Raw genomic sequence first — 20,030 nt, 5'->3', positions numbered from 1 at the left:
ATATTCCTGTTATTCCTAGAATATTTATTAGATAATCAATTCCGTGGTATTGTAAAAATAAAATCGCTTCCCTTGCCTTTTTCGCTTTCAACCCATATTTTACCACCTAGTTTTTCAATAAATTCCTTACACAATACCAGTCCAAAACCAGAACCTTTTTCGTTAAGGGTACCGGGCAATGGAGTATTGTTAGTTATACTGAACAAATTCTCAAGTGTTTTTTCATCCATTCCCACACCCGAATCAGAAATAATAATCCTAACAAGATCTTCCTCTTCAACAGTGCTAATCGTTATTTCATCTCCAGGTCTACTATATTTAATAGCATTGGAAATAAGGTTTCTAATAACGGTTTTCAATATTTTCTTATCGGAATTGACTTCAACTTCCTCCTTTGCATTTGTCTTTATTGAAATACCTTTTGTCTGGGCAATGGATCTGGAGAGGTCCAATATTTCATTGATAACAGAGGAAATACTTATTTTTTCGTTTTTAAAACTGATTTGGCCGGACTGCGATTTTGCCCAATCCAATAAATTTTCAAGGAGTACCAAGGTGTTTTTGGCAGTAGAATGTATGAGGCCCAAATACACTTGGGTATCTGAATCTTCTGATTTGGATAATTGTGCCTTTAGGATATCGCTCAATACCAAAATATTATTAAACGGACTTCTTAGGTCATGGGCAATGATAGAAAACAACTTGTCTTTTGTAGCATTAAGTTCCCTTAGTTGAATTTCGCTTTCCCTTAAATCTTCCTCCGCCTTTTTACGTTCCGTAATATCCCGTATTACCCCAACCAAAAACTTCTTACCGTCTTCATCTATAAACCTCGACTTCCTAGTTGAGATAATTTTCCTTTGGCCTCCCTCTACGGTTAGAGGCTCTTCATTAATATTATCTATTCCATCCAACAGTACCTGCTTATCTATCCGCAAGAAACTTTCCCGTTCATCGGGCGGAACATTTTCAGCAAGTGTTTTGCCTATTATTTTGGTTCTTGGAAGATCGAACAGATTGCAAAAAGCGTCGTTGACCAAAAGTAACCTGCTCCCGTTGTCCTTTACAAATACGGCATCGCCCATATTATTGAGAATGGTATTGGCGTATTTCTCACTTTCATCCTTGTCATCCCCACTTTGGAAGGCCAAAACAGATTTAAGAATTTCATTTTGTTTTTGAAGTTCGGCAATCTGATTTTCCAATTCGCGACGTGTTTTTTCCTTTACTCTTTTTATTCGCTTAAACCGGTTATATAAATTATACCAAATCAAATTATTACAATTTTAGGCTAAGGCTGTAAATCTACGATTTCTATAAATTAGTACGGTACAATTTTGCCAGAGATTTCTCCCAAAGAGACAAAAAAAAGTTAACTTCAAAGTTTAAGACAGTACTCCCAAATAGGGCTTTGCTAATTTTGATATTTAATTTAATGAAACCTTTATACCTGATATAAAATAATCCGGATTATCCGTACCAAAGGCCATAAAAACATAAAGTGTATTGTTTTTTATAATTGGGGAAACAAATGCTCCCATATGGTCCCAAGCCCAATTATAGGCCGGATACTTTTTGTGCAATTGTACCGGGTTAACCAATAACGGACTTCTGCTATCATGGTCCCAACTTCCTCCATTCCACTTTGCCAATCCGTATTCCCTATTCCTCGATGTTAAATAAGTAGACCCCAACTCCTCACCGCCAAGGAGTAAATAGAGTTCCGAATTAAATTCCATATAGGAGGCATCATCCGCCTTCCCCCTTAAATAGCCGCTACTTGTATTTCCTTTGTGGATAATATTGGAAGATACAATGCTTTGATTTAAATTCAGGGCATCGAACAAATCCGTGGCTACAATTTCATGGATTTCCCGATCAATAAAACTAGGATTTCTTCTATGAAATAATAGCCTGTACTCATTGTTAAATTTTGTGATGGACAAAGGAAAACTGTTTTGATCCAAACCGTTCCATTCCGGAATCATAATTTCGGTTGGCTGCTTTAAAATATTCAGGTCTTCATCCAAAATCATGTATGCAGAAGTATAATTATTGTTAGGCTGCTGAACCCCTAGCAATACCAGTAAACTCCCATCATCCAGCTTATACGGATTTCCTGTGGAGAATACGTTACCGCTTGGTTTGGCAAAGGGAATGGTCATGGTTTCCAATATTAAGTCATCATGAAAGGTCCAATCTTCCAAATTGGTACTACTGGCATAATAAATACTTCTTTTGGCATGTGGCCCGAATACTACTGGAGTCAATAGAATAAAGGTACCATCAGATTTTTCAATGAGACCTCCAGGTTGTATATAATGAAGGTTTTCTTGGGATGCAACGGTAGGATAAGGACTAAATAATGGCCTATCATTTATTATTTCGTAGTTGATAAAAGGATTAAAAAATTCCAAGGTCGCACCAATTCTGGTATTTAAACTTCCAAAATAGGTGTTGCCTAGGCCTATCCAACCCTCCGTTATATCAACACTTACAATTTCCACTACGGTTGAAGCTTCAGCATTTTGGGTTACAAACCAACTTTGATTATTGGTGCCCTGCACCAATAGGTTTTCCAAGTATGAATAATTGGTTTTGACCCTGTTATTGACCTGATCATATTCTATAAGCTGTATGGGATTCCTTCTGGCTATATTATTGGATCTATCGGAGATTAGACCGTTAGAGAAAAAGCTATTCAAACTCCCCACCGGGAAAACCTCCTCAGGCACCAGTAACTCTTCCACAGGCGTTTCCTCCTCCACAACTTCTGGCAAAGTCTCTTCCACTGTTGGAATTACTTCTACATTTGTTTCTGGAACAACATTGTCCGAATTACAAGCAATTATCAATAAAAAAATTGAATAAAGAAGATTTTTTTTCATTGACAGGATGGGTACATCACCCTAAATAGGATAGGTTGAAAAATGGAATTAATTCCTTTATATCCCTGGAATATTGGTGTCATATTTGGTTTAAAGATGATGGCGGTTTTTACGGACGTAAACATACGTTGTTTTAGTGGAACAAGGTAGAACTAAATTGAAGTCGGATCATATTCACATCTAGGGTCAAAACCACTTATAAATGGACATACCCTAGAAGAATATTGACTACTTCATATGCCCCAAGCCCTATACAGAAAAGCATTGTAGGCCCGTCTAGGTGAAGGAGCCTTTATCCTTAGTTCCAAAAAATCCTTGAATTATGAACAAGAGAATGGGGGCAGTCGGAGAAATACGCAATGAGCTCTTGTCAAAAACACACCCCTAACCCCGCTCAAGAGGGGAATTTGTTACTTGCCATAAGTCTAATCTATAGATTCTTACCACAATACTAATTGTCCACTAAACCTTACTCCAATGAAACCCGTTCCCAACCCGCCTCCGGAAGTTCGTAACGGTCCAATTTCATGATCTTTCTTGTCCCATCATAATATTTATACACCAGGTACACACAGTCATCGGAACTTTCTATATAAAAGAGACCGAGGCGTTTTGGAAATGGAAGTTTCATCAACTCACATTCCTTGTTTAATTGGTGTGCACCGATCTCCATTAAAAGGCGTTTAATGGCATATCGATCATGATTTCTGTAAACAATATTTTTCATTTAATGGATATAATCCTATTTTATGGATATTTTCCAAATTTACAAATTTTAGATTTTGAAGTCGGTCCAGAAAAGTTAAATTCTTAAATTAGGGTAAAACTATTATTATGTGTTTCGGTACTAGGGTAACCACTTCTGCCAAGGAGGTGGAGAAATATTACAATGTTTCCAAATTAATGGGTAAAACCCCCATTGAAGGCGAGCTTACCTATCACCACGCCAACGGATGGGCACACCCCTTATTATGGATTATTCCACAAGAAAAAAGCAACCATATTACCCCTTCCATGTGGGGTATAATGCCACAGAACACTATGGGGGCCGATTTTAAAAAATACTACAAAGACGCGGCCAGGTTCGGGGCCGGACTCAACGCCCAATCAGAAAAGCTCTTCGATCATTTTATCTATAAGTTCAGTGCCATGACCAAACGTTGCGTAATCCCCGTAAACGGATTTTATGAACCGCACACAGCTCCCAAGAAGTTTAATATCCCATTTTATTTTGAACGAAAAAATGAAGCTCTTATGAGTCTGGCCGGTCTCTATACCACGACCAAGGATGGGTACAACACCTTTACCATCTTGACGAAGGCAGCCACTCCCCTCTTCAAGAAAATCCACAATACCAAAAATAGGAGACCCATTATCTTAAGGGATGAGGATGTGGACGTATGGTTGAACAACGACCACGGCGAGCAGGAAATTCGTAATGTTATGGAAGATGATATGGACGATATGGCCATCAACGCCTATCCTATAAGCAAGGACCTATACAATCCAAAAGTAGATTCCAATAGACCAAATATTATTGACGAAGTAAGCTATGAGGAACTGGAGATAGAATATTAGGATTACAACAAATAAGAGAGATAAGGGCATGAATCTTCCAAAATCAGAAATACCACAGTGATAAACTTTCCTACAGATCTTCAGGCAATAGAAAACAGGTTACGGGAATTAGACCCCGTAAGGTATGCCCAAACCAGAAATCATAAAGATGGGGCGGTAACCCACTTGAGCCCCTATATCTCCAGAGGTGTAATATCAACAAGACAGGTCTATCAGTACATAAAAACGCTGGACCTCCCTTGGTATAAAACGGAAAAACTAATTCAAGAGTTGGCTTGGAGAGATTATTGGCAACAAGTTTGGATAGCAAAAAATGACGCTATCAGGCAAGATTTGAAAAACACACAAACCCCCATATCAAATTATCAAATTCCAAAGGCTATTGTAAATGCCGACACTGGCATTGAAGAAATCGACATTGCCATAAAACAACTATATACTTCGGGATATATGCATAACCATATGCGCATGTATGTGGCATCTATCTGCTGCAACATTGCCAATTCACATTGGCTTGAACCCGCTAAATGGATGTATAGTCACTTATTGGACGGGGATCTTGCCAGTAACTTTTTAAGTTGGCAATGGGTAGCAGGTGCTTTTTCCAACAAGAAGTATTATGCCAACCAAGAGAACATCAACAACTTCTTTAAAAGTACTCAGAAAGATACTTTTTTGGATGTTGAATACAGTGCATTTGAAAATTTGGATATCCCGAAAATATTAAAAGACACCATTCCCATTGAGGTTAAAATGACACTTCCCAAGATTAATAACCCGAAACTGAACAAGAATAAAACAACTTTAATCTACAACTATTACAATATTGATCCCTATTGGTATAAGCACCAGGAGGTTCAGCGGATTTTTTTAATGGAGCCCTCTTTTTACAAAGAAAATCCGGTAAACCAAAAATGTATTGATTTTGCCATTGAACTGACAAAAAATATTGAAGGCATAAAAATATTTGTTGGCGAATTTTCAGAATTAATAGCCCTAGTGAACCCTGAGCTTGTGGTATTTAAGGAACACCCTACCAACCGTCATTACCAAGGCAAGGAAGAAGCAAGGGAATGGATGAGTTCCATTACAGGTTACTTCCCTTCTTTTTTCGCATTCTGGAAAAAATGCAAAAAAGAATTATAACTTTAAGGAACCAATGGCCGGTGCTTTAAATTAAAGGTCTGCTTGGTATTACTGCTATAGACTATGGAATACTCGACTTAGCAGCATACTGCCTAAATAAAAGGTATTAAACCTCAGGGCAAGCCTGTCTGGCCAACAAAGGCAGGCCCTGAACCCAATAATAGGAATCGACCCAAGGGTCGAGGTATTGAACCTAGATCCCGCCGAAAAAGGCGGGATTAGTTCAACTTGCAATTTTCAGTGCGTCTTACTGACTTCTCAAAATTGAGTTTCACTAATAAATTTCAAGCCTCATTTACCACCTTGGGCAATTTATTATAAAGCCCTTTGCCGTTGAAAGCAAAGAAGAAATTGTCTAATTGAAAATGAAAAAAAGTGACTTGCCCATAAAAATATGCCCGATATGCAAAAGACCTTTTACATGGCCTAAAAAGTGGGAAAGAAATTGGAATAACGTAAAATACTGCAGCGAAAGGTGTAGGCGTAATAAAAAGAATGAAGAAAGCAATTAACCTTATATTTCCACACCAGCTTTTTGCTGAAAGCCCTCTACTTGACAATGGAGAAGAGGTCTATTTAATTGAAGAGTACCTTTTCTTTAAACAATTCATGTTTCACAAACAGAAGCTAGCTTTCCATAGGGCCTCCATGAAATGTTATCAGCATTTTTTGGAGAAAAAAGGGATTAAGGTCAACTATATAGAATCCAACAATAAATTATCGGACATTAGGCAGTTCGAAGAAGAACTTAAGAGTAAAAACATAACTGAAATCAACATTATTGACCCCGTTGACAATTGGCTTGAAAAGCGAATTGGGACGATTGCCAAAAACTATAAGCTCAATTCTTTTGGAAGCCCATTGTTTATTAATTCCAAAGAAGACCTTTCCACATTTTTCAGGGCGGATAAAAAATCATTTTTTCAAACTACTTTTTACAAACAGCAACGGAAAAAGCTGGATATCTTACTGGAAGATGGGCAAGAACCCATGGGAGGAAAGTGGACCTACGATACGGATAACCGTAAAAAGTATCCCAAGGGAAAAACACCTCCGAGCATCCATTTTCCAGAGGTAACCTCTTTTTGGACCGAATCCGTAACATATACAGAAAAACACTTTAAGAACAATCCCGGGCAGTTATCAAAAGATCCCATATATCCCATAAGCCACAAGCAAGCCGAGAATTGGTTTGTACAGTTTCTAGAGTACCGATTCTTTGATTTCGGTATTTATGAAGATTCGATTGTAAAACAACAGTCCTTTTTAAACCATAGCATTCTTTCTCCCCTACTTAACATAGGTCTCATATTACCTAATCATATTGTTGCCCAAAGTCTTTCTTTTGCAGAAAAAGAGAATATCCCTATCAATTCCACCGAAGGTTTTATAAGACAACTCATTGGCTGGAGAGAATTTATCAGAGGCATGTATGAATGCAAGGGAAGCTACTCTAGAACAAAGAATTTTTGGGGCTTTGATAGAAAAATACCGAAGAGCTTCTATGACGGCAGCACAGGAATTGAGCCAATAGACGAAACCATTAAACAAGTATTGATAACAGGCTATTGTCATCATATAGAACGATTGATGATCCTGGGTAATTTTTTGCTGTTGTGCGAATTTGATCCGGATGAAGTATACAAATGGTTTATGGAGTTATTTATTGATGCCTATGACTGGGTAATGGTCCCCAATGTATATGGTATGAGTCAGTTTTCAGATGGCGGTACCTTTGCCACCAAACCATATGTGGGAGCCTCCAACTATATCAATAAAATGAGCAATTACCCGAAAGGTGATTGGCAAAAAATTTGGGACGGCCTATTTTGGCGTTTTATAGCTGAACATCAGGAATTTTTTAAATCAAACCCAAGAACCTCTATGCTTTATCATTCCTACAACCGAATGTCAGAAGATAAAAGAGCCCTTCATATTAAAAATGCCGAAGAATTTATAGAGAAAATAATGAGTGATGACTAGGAAAACTGTGGTGTTGATCTTTCCCTAAAGCCTTCTGTTAGACGAAGAAAATGTAATTAAACAATATTCAACCTTATACAAATTCCAACGGCTTTTTTGAAGGATCAATTACTGCCCATTATGGCAAAGGCGTTGGCCGGGTTAACAGACAACAATAGTTTAATTTCCTTGTCCGTGAAACCATGGGCTCTAAGTTCGGGAAGGAGTTTTGTAAAAATATTGGTATAAGGGGTAATGTTTTGTTGTTCCTTTTGAGGATCGTACCAACCAGCGTCGTGTGATAAAAGAATGCGATCCAAAATGCCATGTTCCTTGGCATATATTAATTTTTCCAGATGTCGTTCCACATCCCACCCCAGTCCGTCCAAACTAATCCAACAGCCCATGGTTGCCGCCTTAAGATAATTGCTATTATCCTCTTCTGCCTGGGCATGTACCCAAATAAATTGGGCCGGGGAAACCCCCATTTCCCCAAGGATCTCCAGTTGTGGCCAAAGCCCTATGGCCTTTCCTGTATGGGAAGCTATTGTAAGGCCTGTCCTTAAATTGGTTATGGCGGCTGCCTTGACCAATTTTTGTTGCAGAGTATCCAACGGATCTGCCGTATCTACCCCGATCTTGATAAAACCTGGCTTGATGGTGGTGCCGTCTATGCCATCTTCAAATTCGGAAATCCACTTTTCCGCTAAATCTTCGGCGGATATTTTTTGGACATAATTGGGAAGGTATTTGTTATTGCCGGCACCATATAGCCCAGTGTTGGTGACTATTTTAATTCTTGTTTTCTTGGCTATTTTTTCAAGAAGTAGAACATCACGTCCCAAGTAGGCCGGGGTGGCATCCACAAAATAGTCTACCTCATAGGCTTGTATTTCTTCCAAAAAAGGCATTACTTCCGCAATTACGGCATCGTGGTTCCAAGTATGGAACTGAATGCTGTCGGCCCCAATAAAATCGACCAAAACGTGCTCATGGGACAACCACATGCGATCGGAATCCACTGGGTGTCTCCCCTGAACATCCTGTATAAAAGCTTGCTGGCCATTTATTGTACCCCCACATGCGAGCACAATAAGGAAAAACAACCAATGGTATCTCTGAAGTGCAACCATTTTTTTGAATTATCTATTTAATGGCATCCAATGCCCCGTTTACATAACCCACACATTCGGCAAGGCCAGCAAAAACATCCTCGGAATCCTTTTCATATTCCATAGCCATTACCCCGGTATAGTTAATCGCTTTCAAAGCTTTCAGTACCGCTGGGATATCCAGAACCCCTCTTCCAAACTCGGTCGACTTACCATCGGCCTCCGACTTGTCCACATCCTTAAGATGGATATCATATATACGATCTGCATATTTTTTAATGTTCTTTACAGGATCCAACCCCAATCTTTGTATGTGACCTACATCCATACAAAGTCCAATACGGGTATCGAGCCCTTTAATTTTGTCGTAAACCACTTCGGGTGTTGGGTACACCTCATCTCCCGGACCATGGTTATGGATGGCCAGCTTTATATTGGTCTCCTTTACTTTCATTTCCACCAAAGTTAATAGCTCGTGATTGGGCACTCCTATAATCACCTTCATTTTGGCAGCTTTGGCATACCTAAAGGCATTTTCAACTTCTTGGGCAGTTTTCATATAAATGACTCCCCCTCCATAAAGGCCTATTCCAGCCTTCTCGAATTTTGCAGTTATAGCTTTAATCTCTTCTTCACTACTCTCCAATGGCATATGCATGCTCTTGACAGCAATCTGTTTTAGATTCAATCGGTTGGCTATAACCAGAGTTTCATCTAAACTAAATTTTCGCGTGGAATAGGATGCCAGCCCCAGTTTAAGGCTTCTCGTTGCCCCACTTAGGTAGCTTTCCCCTAAAATTTCTTTAAATGGGCTAGCGGTCAAAACTGAGCTAGTGGCCACCAAGCCACCGAGTCCGAGGGTTTTTAAAAATGAATTTCTTGAGTATTGCATGGAATATGGATTTTAATACTTTTTTAAAGATCAATACTGTAAGATATAAAATCTTTTGAGTTCTTGCAGGTAGAATATTAAAAGTGTAAACATTAAAGCCGCTCCCGTGAAGTTTTTCGACACCCAATAGGTAATTGTAGAGCGGACTATTGGCTAATGAAATAAGTTGAAGCTAAGGTTTACACCGGTAATTCTCTTTATAAATCTCATAAATAAGATTATCTGGATCATCGGGGTCGTTTCGGCTGCCATTCCATTTGAAATTATTTCTAAGCAGTAATTTTTTGGAGCTCTCATTTCGTTTACTGGTAAAGGCTTCAATTAGATCCAATTCCAGTTGGATGAAGCCAAAATTGAGCACTGCTTTCACTGCCTCATTCATGATACCCTGGCCTTGAAATTCAGGACTTAGGTCGTACCCTATTTCTGCCGTTTTACGATCTTGGGAAAAATTCCACAAACAGATATTTCCGATCATTGCCGGGCTGTTCTTCAAGGAAATACACCATTGGTACAACTGTCCATTGTTTATATCGTTGTTGGTCTTGGTTATAAAGGCGAGTGCCTTTTCCTTGGTTTCAGCAGACTGACGATTAACATACTTGTTTACCTCCTTATCTGAACGCAGGTAAAGAATCATAGGCCAGTCGTTCTCCTCCAACCTCCTCAGGCGTAGTCGGTTAGTTTCCAATTCCTTAAAATTTTCAATTGAGTTCATTTTATAAATATACCATCAACTGATCAGATTTTGTACGGCATGGCTATTTGAAACTTTAAGGTTAAGCAGCCCTATAGCAAAAGCCCTATTTTTTGTTCTTGATTGTGCATTCGGAATTCAAAATAGGGCTTTGACATAGTATCATTTTAATAACCAGGCTTGGCAATTCACTTCCTGGTCTCAATAATTTAAAGTAGCCCCCAATCCGAATCCCATATCACTATCATAATGGGTAGAAATCCCCAGATTGCGGGTTACAATATACTTAAAGCCCGTCATATATTCCTTATCTGTATTGATCATAAAGGCCCATCGTAATCTGGGGCTAATAGGAATGTCCTCACGCATCAATTGAAATCGTACATACCCATCCGTAAACACCTCTCCCTGCAAGGTTACCAACAGAGGTAAGGTATATTCAGCCCCAATACTTAAAACAGCCCTGTTATCCTTAGTGTTTCCTTGACCAAAAATGTTTTTCTCAGCCATGCCCTCTGTTTTTCGATAACGCCAATCGAACCCAACAAAAGGCATAAACCATTGGTTCTTTCCAACATATCTGCCAATATGGGTTTCACTTTCATAACCATGGTCATCATGATATCCCAATCGCCATTCGGTGCCTATACTCCAACGGGTATTTTGCAACATGGCCCTCCCGTCATTACCATTGGATGCAAAATCGTTTTCTGCCATAAAATGGAATTCATTACTTTCCTTTTGCAACTTTTTGTAGGCCCATTTCTTATCGGGCAGATATGGATTGGGGGCTTGCTGCTCATAAGAAAATACGCGGTTCATTCCTGCCATCATGTGATAAAGAATATGACAGTGAAAAAACCAATCGCCTTCGGCATTTGCCAGAAACTCTATGGTGTCCGTTTCCATAGGCATAATATCCAAAACGTTCTTTAAGGGTGCATATTCCCCTTGCCCGTTCAGCACCCTAAAATCATGTCCGTGCAGGTGCATGGGGTGCCTCATCATAGATCCGTTGTAAAGTGTAATCCGTACATTCTCTCCCTTTTTGATCAGGATTTTATCTGTTTCCGAAAGCACTTTATTGTCCATGCTCCACACGTAACGGTTCATATTACCTGTAAGTTCAAAGCGCAATTCCCTTACGGGGGCATCTTTTGGTAAGGAGGTAGGGTGTGGTGCTTTCAACATGCCATAATTCAGGGTCACCAAATCTTGAGCTGGTTTCATGGAATGACCCGAGTGGTCCATATTATCGTCCTTTTTCATATCACCACTACCGCTAACCTCTGGATACATCACCGTGTTCATATCCATTTGTTGAAGGGACATATCCATACCCATATCATCCATAGAGCCGTCCATATTCATCATGCCGTTCATCATTTCCATTCCTTCAAAATACTTGAGTTTTGGCATTCTACTTTTCAATTGAATGATACCATTTCCTAAATATATCGAGGCCGACTTGGTACGGTCCTCAGGGGTGGCCAAGAATTCATAGGCCGTACCTTCCTGTGGAATACTAACCACAACGTCATAGGTTTCCGAAACACCTATAATCAATCTGTCTACCTCAACAGGTTCTATGTCATTGCCATCATTTGCTACAACAGTCATTTTACCCCCTGCATAAGAGAGCCAAAAGTAAGACGAGGCCCCGCCATTCGCTATACGTAACCGTACTTCGTCCCCAGCTTTAAATTGGGAAAGTTGACTTACATTCTTCCCATTGATAAGAAATTTATCGTAATACACATCACTGACATCCATGGCCAGCATACGTTTCCATTCGTTTTCCAATTTAGTTTTAAAATGCCCCGCCTTAATGGCCTCAGAATAACTCTGAACAGTACCTTTTTTAATTCCCCCCCAATCATTGGCATTGTGTAACATTCTATGCACATTTTCAGGTTTAATATCGGTCCATTCGCTCAAAATTACAGGAACAGTTGGCAAATCATCAATACCCTCCCTAAAGGTGGGGTCCGTATCCTTTTTCTTTAGAACCAAGGATCCGTACATTCCTATTTGTTCCTGTAAACCACTATGACTGTGATACCAATGTGTTCCATTTTGAATAATTGGAAAACGATAGGTATGGGTAGTGTTCGGTGCAATCGGCATTTGGGTCAAAAAAGGTACACCATCCTCCTTATTGGGCAGATATACCCCGTGCCAATGCAGAGAGGTCCCTTCCTTTAGCTTGTTATGTACCACAATTTCGGCAATGTCCCCTTCTGTAAAGGTTAGTGTTGGCATAGGAATCTGCCCGTTAACGGCAATAGCTCTTTTTTCCTTGCCCGAAAAATTTACAATGGTGTCCGTTACTGTTAAATCGTATCTAACTACATTTTGGCCATAGCCAAAATGTTCGGACAGTATTAGTATAAATACTGCCAAACAATATTTGTAATTGGTCATGTCCGAGTTATTTTATGGTTTCAATGGTTTTGCCACAACTTAGCATCTGGGAGCCATAATAAGGGTTTCTGATGTCTTCCTCCAAACTGAGCCAATTGGCACCTTTTCCACCATCTGCCATAGGGCAAAATTGATAATAAACGGGTGTTTCCGATTTGGAAACCTTTATTACCTCAAACATATTTTTTGATAAGGACTTAAAATAAACCCTTTGTTCACCAACGTCCTTTGTGGCCGCTATATTTCCTATATCTGCCTTGAGATCTTTCAGTACCTTCATCCATGTCATATGCACCTCCATTGGAAGTTTATCCATTTCCACCTCCGTTGCCGATTTCAAAAGTATTTCAGCCTTATTGGAAGCCAAGGAACCATCTGTGCTTACCAAGGCATCCTTGACCGAAAAATAGTGTTCAATTACACCTGCAAGTGGATTTTTGCTTTGATACTCCTGGGCCATGGCTCCATGCTGTGAATGTTCGGCTGTCTTTTTCTTTTTATGCGCCTCCATATTATGGGAATCATTCTTGGCCCTTTCATATTGGCAACATTCCGGTAAATTGGCATAGGTATCTCCCGGAGCAAAAAAGAGTTCACTATCATAACCTGCCAGTGCAATTCTCTTAAGAATTTCTTCTTTGGAGGTCGCCAGACTGTCAAAGGAAATAATGGCCATTTTCGTGTCCTTGTCCCAATCTACCTCGGCTTCATTGTTTAGATTACCTGCTTTTTCAATGGTTTTCTCGCACATGGCGCAGTTTCCATAAATTTTTACAGATTCTGATTTTAAGTTTTCTCTCTGGGCATTACCCGCTACAAAGGATAGCAATACGGAAATTGCCATCAATAATTTTATTGAATTTTTCATCGTACTCATATTTGATAAAAAGGAATTTGGGAATTCCTTTTCGATTTATAAAAACTAATTATTCTAGGTTATCACATAGATTCTGACCAAAAATACTAAGACAGACCTATGGCTATCATGATATAGTTAACCTATTTTGGGGCGTTGCCAAATGGGGAGATAAACCAATTTTGGAATTTGCTGGATATAAGCCCAATCATTTTCCAATTCAGTATTGATATTTGATAATTTTACTTCAAATCCGTTTAAATAGAGGAGAGTATTTACCACAACTGGACAGTGGCACAAATTATTACTACAATTTCCGTTACATCCCTCATCCTCTTTGTCTGTTACGGAGTCGCAACATGACTTATCCTCAGAATTATGGTCCTTGCTGCAAGAATGGATATTTTCAGATCTGGATTCCTCCTTAGAAGTCCCACAGGCCGAAACATCACTGGTCGAAAGAAACAGCAAAAAAACAAGCGTTAATAATATGTGGGTTCTGTTTTTCATATTTTCCAAAGGCAAAGTTACTCAATTATCTTTTTATTGGATCAAATTTGGGGCGATATCCAATAATCCAATAGCGCCCAATTTTTGTTTTGTTGAACTTTTAAGCAAAGTACCCGATTGCAGCAATTTGCACCTTAGTTAATTGGATTCTGTATATTTTTTAAAGTTATCAAGGATAGACTGCCAGCCTTCTTTCTGCATTTCTAAGGAGTTTTCGGTTTCAGCATCAAAGTTTACCTTCACAGTTGTCTTATGATTTAGCTCGTAAAAAGTGACCTTTACCTGCCTCCCATCAGGCATGGTATAGGTAAAGTGTTTATTGGGTTCAACTTCATCATAAACGGCCTCAAAATCGAACCCAAACCTTTCGTCCTTAGCTTCCATTCGCGCCATGTATTTTCCACCTACCTGCATGTCATTGGATGCATATGGACAGTGCCAATCGTCCGAAGCAAAATTCCATTTTATGATGTGTTCCGGATTGGTATAATAATCCCAAACCTTATCCATTCCTTCAGAAATGGTAGCTTGTACCATTATTTTTGTCTTTTCCATTTCCGTTTTATTTTTATTGATGTAATTATTACCCAAAAGCAGGCCTTGACAATACTTCTATTAGGTGCGATCGTATATGCATATATTAATTTCACTTGTCATACATAGTCACTGAAAACGGCAGTCATAGCCTTCCCGTTTTCATTTACTAAAGTTAGTTATTTGACCTTAATTCCTGTAAAGAATTGCCGGTTATTCTTAAAAAGAGATTAGTTCTGCATTCAATTGGTATACACTGAAACAGTCAAAAAAATCATCGTAGCGAGGACCAAAATCAACATCAGGGGAATCACAAACCTCAACCACCTATTGAATCCTATTTTAACTATGGCCAATGCTGCCAGGATTAAACCTGTGGGATTGATCAAATGGAATAAGCCCATACCGTATTGGTAGGTGTCGACAATTATTTCCCTGCCTATATGGACCGTATCTGCCAGAGGAGAAAAAATAGGCATGGTCAATACGGCCATACCAGAAGAAGATGGCATAAAAAACGATAAACCCCCGTAAATAAAAAGCATTACGTTGGCAAATACCCCTTTGTGCATGTCTTCGGTGATGTTACTGGCATAAAACAAAATGGTATCACTAATAAGTCCGTCCTCCATCAGTATGGTTACCCCCCTTGCTATACCCACAATAAAGGCCACACTGAGCAAATCGGCCGCTCCCTTGGCGAAGGCGTCCACAAAGTCGCTTTCCTTAATTCTCGCAATAATACCAATGATTATGGCCCCAACAAGAAATGTGGACGTCATTTCCACAAACCACCAATCCAAAAAGGAAACTCCGACTATCATGATTACGAAGCTCAATGAAAATACCAAGGTAATCAACCGCAGTCTATGGGTGAATTTTACATTGGTATTCATCGAATCCAAACCAAAAAGATGTTCAATGTTCTCTTTTTGATCATAAATAATCGACTTTGAAGGATCGGCTTTTACTTTTTTGGCGTACCTAAGAATATAAACTATGGTGATGGTGGTACACAGTAGCAGCATAATGATACGGTTATTGAGCCCTGTCGTCCAATTTATTCCTGCCGCATCAGAGGCAATAATGGTAGCAAACGGATTTACTGTAGAGCACATGGTGCCAATACTGGAACCTAGAAACACACAACTGAGACCAACCATGGCATCGTATTTGGCCGCCAAGAATACGGGAATTAAAATAGGATAGAACGCCATAGTTTCCTCTGCAAGTCCAAAAGTAGTGCCTCCAAGCGCAATTAGTGTTGTTACGGCAATAATTAGAATGTATTCTCTGCCCTTAAGTACTTTGGCCATCCAGGATATTCCGGCATTAAATGCCCCAGTGAGATTCATTATTCCAATTAGACCTCCGATAATAAGAATTAAAAATATAATATCTGCGGCAGCAATTATTCCCTTTATGGGCGATTGTACCAAGGCTGAAAAACCTTGGGGTTGAGCCTCCATTTCCTTAAAGGTATTGGGAATGCCAATGGGCTTATAAATATCGCCATTGATGAATTTTTCAATTGGAATTTTTATTCCCAGCCCTTCCAAAGTTCCTTGGGTTGCCGGTAATTCTACACTTTCCCCAATACTTATTTTGGTGAAACTGTTTTTTTCGGCATTGTAAGCCAGACTATCATACTTTCCGGCCGGAACAAACCATGTTAATATGGTCACCAATACAGCGATTAGTATTAGTATGGTTTGGGCAGTTGGAAATTTTAGTTTTTTCATGTCCGGTCATGGTCAAGGTTTGGTGTTAGGTCAAGGTACATAATTTTAATTCATTCCTTTGGCGCATAATATTGTTTAAGATTTTATTTTCTGCAAGAGGTAAAAATTCTCATTTAAAATTAGTTCCCTGTCCTGTAATATTTCATGACTATAGGTTTTGGATAAGCTAAAATAATCTTGATGATCCACCAAACTGTACCCTGATATTTCCCGATAATACGAATCTTGAATGGTTTGATAATCGCTCGCCTTGGTTTTGGATACCTTTTCCCCAAAAAAATTAAGTAACCTTTTAAAAGCCAAAGTTTGTTTCAAATTATCCTGAAACGATGCACTTCCAATAATATCTCCAGTATCCTGAATGAGGTTGAATAATTGAAACAAGCTATCCGTTTCCTCCCTATCCAAAAAGAACAAAACCCCCTCTATAAGAATAAAGCACTTTTTTTTGCCCTTAACAGAATCAATGGTTGCCAATAAGCCCTCCTTAAATTCCTTACTAAAATCAACTCCTACAAACTGTATATTTCGCTTGGGCAGTAAATCCTCATTTTGCCATTGTTCTATTTTATATTTTTTGTGGGCCACTATCTCAGGTTTATCAATTTCAATGTGGATAATTTTTTGATCCAGCAAAAACGGATACATACTGAAACCAGCCCCTAAATTGATCATAACCTCAATTCCATTTTTGATGATATTCTCCTTTATTTTATCCAAGAAATATCTGTTCCCTAAACAGTGGGTAAATGTTTCCTCGGAGGACACCTTGGTCAAATATTCTTCGGCCCATTTTTCTGCTTTTGGATTATTCCATAAATAGGCAAAATGATCCCCACTTAAGTTTACATCAGTAGCACGAAGGGCAGAGGTTACAAATGCCGTCTCATGTATTTCCAAATGATCGCTGCCCAGCATATTTTTTAAGTTAGAATTATTGTTCACAGCTTGTTGTGATACATACAATGATTTAATTCCTAAGGTAAAAAATCTTTTATTTCGATGGATAAATGGATACTATGTTTTTGGATGTATAAAAATGAAGGACAGATGATACCACTATATCCCAGTAATACTAAATCTTCAATTTTATCGACCCCAAAAACTCAGAAGCATCTTTTTCACTTTGAGCCGGTGTAGTGACTATTCCTAAAGTTTGGATTAAAAGTATTTGTAACAGGGAACATACATCCAAATATGACCGGTTTTATTATTTGACCCTAGAATTGTAGCCACTTTATTGGAGCCATAAGTTTTCCCTAATATCCATAAGTTTTATTGATAAGCATTTCAAATCCATCAGAAAAAATTATTGTAAATTTAAGGGTGAACTAATCGAAAACTTATTAAAACTATATAAAATGGAGAATAAAACACATTCAAGCCCATCATCAAACGGAAAAGTATGGGATGTAAACGAATCAAGCTCGCAATGCCCATTCTTAAATGGAGAACTGCATCAGACTGCAGGAGGGGGTACCAGCAACCGCGAATGGTGGCCGAATCAATTAAAGTTAAATATTCTGCGTCAAAATTCGTCCTTGGTAGATCCTATGGACCCCGATTTTGATTATGCGGAGGAATTTAAAAAACTGGACCTTTCGGCCGTAAAAAAAGATCTTTACGAATTAATGACCACAAGTCAGGATTGGTGGCCGGCAGATTATGGACATTATGGCCCTTTCTTTATCCGTATGGCCTGGCATAGTGCCGGTACCTATCGTATACAGGACGGTCGTGGCGGTGCCGGTTCCGGATCGCAACGTTTTGCCCCCTTAAATAGTTGGCCGGACAATGCCAATCTGGACAAGGCCCGTTTATTGTTATGGCCAATAAAAAAGAAATATGGCAAGAAGTTATCCTGGGCAGATCTCTTGATATTGGCCGGGAATTGTGCACACGAGTCCATGGGATTAAAAATGTTTGGTTTCGCAGGGGGTCGTGAGGATATTTGGGAGTCAGAACAAGATGTATATTGGGGATCTGAAACGGAATGGATGGGCAACAAGGAACGTTATTCCGAAAACGGGGAGTTAGAAACTCCTCTGGGTGCTGCCCACATGGGATTGATTTATGTAAACCCGGAAGGCCATAATGCCAATCCGGACCCTGTAGAGTCCGCACATTATATCCGCGATACTTTTGGCCGTATGGCTATGAACGATTACGAAACCGTGGCACTTATTGCCGGGGGGCATACCTTTGGTAAAACCCATGGTGCCGCAGATCCTACTAAATATGTGGAAGCAGAACCTGCGGCTGCAGGAATAGAAGCCCAAGGCCTTGGATGGAAGAACAACTATGGGACCGGAGTAGGTGCGGATACTATTACCAGTGGTATAGAAGGCGCTTGGACCGATACCCCTACCAAATGGAGCCATACTTTTTTTAAAAATCTATTCGGTTACGAATGGGAATTGACCAAAAGTCCGGCTGGGGCCCACCAATGGAAACCCAAAAACAATGCTGGTGCAGGAACGGTTCCTGATGCCCATAATCCAGATGTGAAGCATGCGCCTTTTATGTTGACCACGGATCTTTCGTTGCGTATGGATCCGGCCTATGAAAAAATATCGAGGCACTTTTTGGAAAACCCGGAAGAGTTTGCCGATGCCTATTCACGTGCCTGGTTTAAACTGGTTCACCGGGATATGGGGCCAGTATCACGCTATCTTGGACCAGAAGTACCTAAGGAAGAATTGATTTGGCAAGATCCCGTACCTGCCGTAGATCATGAACTGATGAATGATAAGGATATTGCCGGTCTGAAGGCCAAAATTTTGGCAACGGGTCTTTCCATATCCCAATTGGTTTCTACCGCCTGGGCTTCCGCTTCTACTTTTAGAGGTTCTGACAAGCGTGGCGGTGCCAATGGAGCACGTATACGACTGGCACCACAAAAAAACTGGAAGGTAAACAACCCCAAACAATTGGCCCAAGTTTTGGACAAATTGGAGGGCATTCAAAAAGAATTCAATGCCGCACAATCCGGAAACAAAAAAGTTTCTTTGGCAGACCTTATTGTGTTGGCAGGGAACGCTGCTATAGAGGAGGCCGCAAAAAATGCCGCGAAGAAAGTAACGGTTCCTTTTTCTCCTGGACGTACCGATGCTAGCCAGGAGCAAACCGATGTGGAATCTTTTGAGCCACTTGAACCACGTGCAGATGGTTTCAGAAATTATCTCAAAGACAAATACGAAGTTACGGCAGAGGAAATGCTTGTTGACAAGGCTCAATTATTAACATTGACCGCTCCCGAAATGACCGTACTTCTTGGGGGAATGCGTGTGCTCAACACCAATTACAACGGGTCCCAGCATGGAGTTTTTACAAAGAGGCCCGAGTCCTTGACCAACGATTTCTTTGTAAATTTACTAGACATGGACACCACTTGGAAGGCTATTTCCGATTCCCAAGACGTCTTTGAAGGACATAGCCGTAAAACGGGCCAACTTAAATGGACCGGCACCCGCGCCGATCTTATTTTTGGATCCAATTCCGAGCTACGTGCCATTGCAGAAGTGTATGCCTGTGAGGATTCTGGAGATAAGTTTGTAAAAGATTTTGTTGCGGCCTGGACCAAAGTGATGAACTTGGATCGTTTTGATTTGGCATAGATCTGCTTAACAATAATAAGCCTATGGGCTCAGAATTTATAACCAAAAAAGGTGGTCCGTACAGACCACCTT

General features: G+C 39.7%; 17 protein-coding genes. 5 read left to right on the top strand and 12 right to left on the bottom strand.

Annotated features, from left to right (window positions below):
- Window positions 1–35 precede the first annotated feature (35 nt).
- The 3 genes from U735_RS0107665 to U735_RS0107655 form a co-directional block, all read right to left on the bottom strand.
- Window positions 36–1,274 carry a PAS domain-containing sensor histidine kinase gene (locus tag U735_RS0107665; RefSeq protein WP_198036620.1) on the bottom strand — a complete coding sequence of 413 codons (1,239 nt, stop codon included), beginning with the start codon at window positions 1,272–1,274 and terminating at the stop codon, window positions 36–38.
- A 153-nt stretch (window positions 1,275–1,427) separates the two neighbouring features.
- Window positions 1,428–2,888 (bottom strand): hypothetical protein, encoded by a 1,461-nt coding sequence (locus U735_RS0107660; RefSeq protein WP_031443260.1) that lies wholly within the window; start codon window positions 2,886–2,888, stop codon window positions 1,428–1,430.
- A 469-nt stretch (window positions 2,889–3,357) separates the two neighbouring features.
- Window positions 3,358–3,615, bottom strand: coding sequence for a hypothetical protein (locus tag U735_RS0107655; RefSeq protein ID WP_031443259.1), 258 nt, complete (start codon window positions 3,613–3,615; stop codon window positions 3,358–3,360).
- Between the two features lie 107 nt (window positions 3,616–3,722).
- Between U735_RS0107655 and U735_RS0107650 the strand changes: the two genes are divergently transcribed.
- From U735_RS0107650 to U735_RS0107635, 4 genes are all read left to right on the top strand, one after another.
- Window positions 3,723–4,466, top strand: coding sequence for an SOS response-associated peptidase (locus U735_RS0107650; protein ID WP_031443258.1), 744 nt, complete (start codon window positions 3,723–3,725; stop codon window positions 4,464–4,466).
- Window positions 4,467–4,523: 57 nt separating this feature from the next.
- Window positions 4,524–5,612, top strand: a complete 1,089-nt coding sequence (locus tag U735_RS0107645) for an FAD-binding domain-containing protein (protein WP_232233197.1) — start codon at window positions 4,524–4,526, stop codon at window positions 5,610–5,612.
- A gap of 365 nt (window positions 5,613–5,977) precedes the next feature.
- On the top strand, window positions 5,978–6,124 hold the full coding sequence (locus tag U735_RS25245; protein ID WP_084681077.1) for a DUF2256 domain-containing protein: 147 nt from the start codon (window positions 5,978–5,980) through the stop codon (window positions 6,122–6,124).
- Window positions 6,108–7,595 carry a cryptochrome/photolyase family protein gene (locus tag U735_RS0107635; protein WP_031443256.1) on the top strand — a complete coding sequence of 496 codons (1,488 nt, stop codon included), beginning with the start codon at window positions 6,108–6,110 and terminating at the stop codon, window positions 7,593–7,595. The genes U735_RS25245 and U735_RS0107635 overlap by 17 nt, the downstream gene beginning before the upstream one ends.
- A 104-nt stretch (window positions 7,596–7,699) precedes the next feature.
- Here U735_RS0107635 and U735_RS0107630 read toward each other — a convergent pair whose 3' ends face one another.
- From U735_RS0107630 to U735_RS0107590, 9 genes are all read right to left on the bottom strand, one after another.
- Entirely contained in the window at window positions 7,700–8,707 is a 1,008-nt protein-coding gene (locus tag U735_RS0107630; protein WP_031443255.1) for a phosphotriesterase family protein, read from the bottom strand.
- A 13-nt stretch (window positions 8,708–8,720) separates the two neighbouring features.
- Entirely contained in the window at window positions 8,721–9,578 is an 858-nt protein-coding gene (locus tag U735_RS0107625) for a sugar phosphate isomerase/epimerase family protein (RefSeq protein WP_031443254.1), read from the bottom strand.
- Window positions 9,579–9,750: 172 nt separating this feature from the next.
- Window positions 9,751–10,296, bottom strand: coding sequence for a GNAT family N-acetyltransferase (locus tag U735_RS0107620; RefSeq protein WP_031443253.1), 546 nt, complete (start codon window positions 10,294–10,296; stop codon window positions 9,751–9,753).
- A gap of 180 nt (window positions 10,297–10,476) precedes the next feature.
- A complete protein-coding gene (locus U735_RS0107615; protein ID WP_031443252.1) occupies window positions 10,477–12,699 on the bottom strand; it encodes a multicopper oxidase family protein in 2,223 nt (740 codons plus the stop codon).
- 7 nt (window positions 12,700–12,706) lie between these two features.
- On the bottom strand, window positions 12,707–13,567 hold the full coding sequence (locus tag U735_RS0107610) for a DUF3347 domain-containing protein (protein WP_031443251.1): 861 nt from the start codon (window positions 13,565–13,567) through the stop codon (window positions 12,707–12,709).
- Window positions 13,568–13,693: 126 nt separating this feature from the next.
- Window positions 13,694–14,065 carry a hypothetical protein gene (locus U735_RS24940; protein ID WP_157365013.1) on the bottom strand — a complete coding sequence of 124 codons (372 nt, stop codon included), beginning with the start codon at window positions 14,063–14,065 and terminating at the stop codon, window positions 13,694–13,696.
- A 138-nt stretch (window positions 14,066–14,203) separates the two neighbouring features.
- Window positions 14,204–14,620 carry an SRPBCC family protein gene (locus U735_RS0107600; protein WP_031443249.1) on the bottom strand — a complete coding sequence of 139 codons (417 nt, stop codon included), beginning with the start codon at window positions 14,618–14,620 and terminating at the stop codon, window positions 14,204–14,206.
- A 221-nt stretch (window positions 14,621–14,841) separates the two neighbouring features.
- Window positions 14,842–16,341, bottom strand: coding sequence for a YfcC family protein (locus U735_RS0107595; RefSeq protein ID WP_031443248.1), 1,500 nt, complete (start codon window positions 16,339–16,341; stop codon window positions 14,842–14,844).
- 75 nt (window positions 16,342–16,416) lie between these two features.
- A complete protein-coding gene (locus U735_RS0107590) occupies window positions 16,417–17,286 on the bottom strand; it encodes a class I SAM-dependent methyltransferase (protein WP_232233196.1) in 870 nt (289 codons plus the stop codon).
- 416 nt (window positions 17,287–17,702) lie between these two features.
- Here U735_RS0107590 and katG point away from each other — a divergent pair, with 416 nt between their 5' ends.
- Window positions 17,703–19,958, top strand: a complete 2,256-nt coding sequence (katG, locus tag U735_RS0107585) for a catalase/peroxidase HPI (protein WP_031443246.1) — start codon at window positions 17,703–17,705, stop codon at window positions 19,956–19,958.
- Window positions 19,959–20,030: the final 72 nt, after the last annotated feature.

The organism is Arenibacter algicola, assembly GCF_000733925.1.
GTDB lineage: Bacteria > Bacteroidota > Bacteroidia > Flavobacteriales > Flavobacteriaceae > Arenibacter > Arenibacter algicola.
The sequence above is the reverse complement of the archived record's forward strand: the minus strand, read 5'-3'. Positions and strand labels throughout refer to the sequence as shown.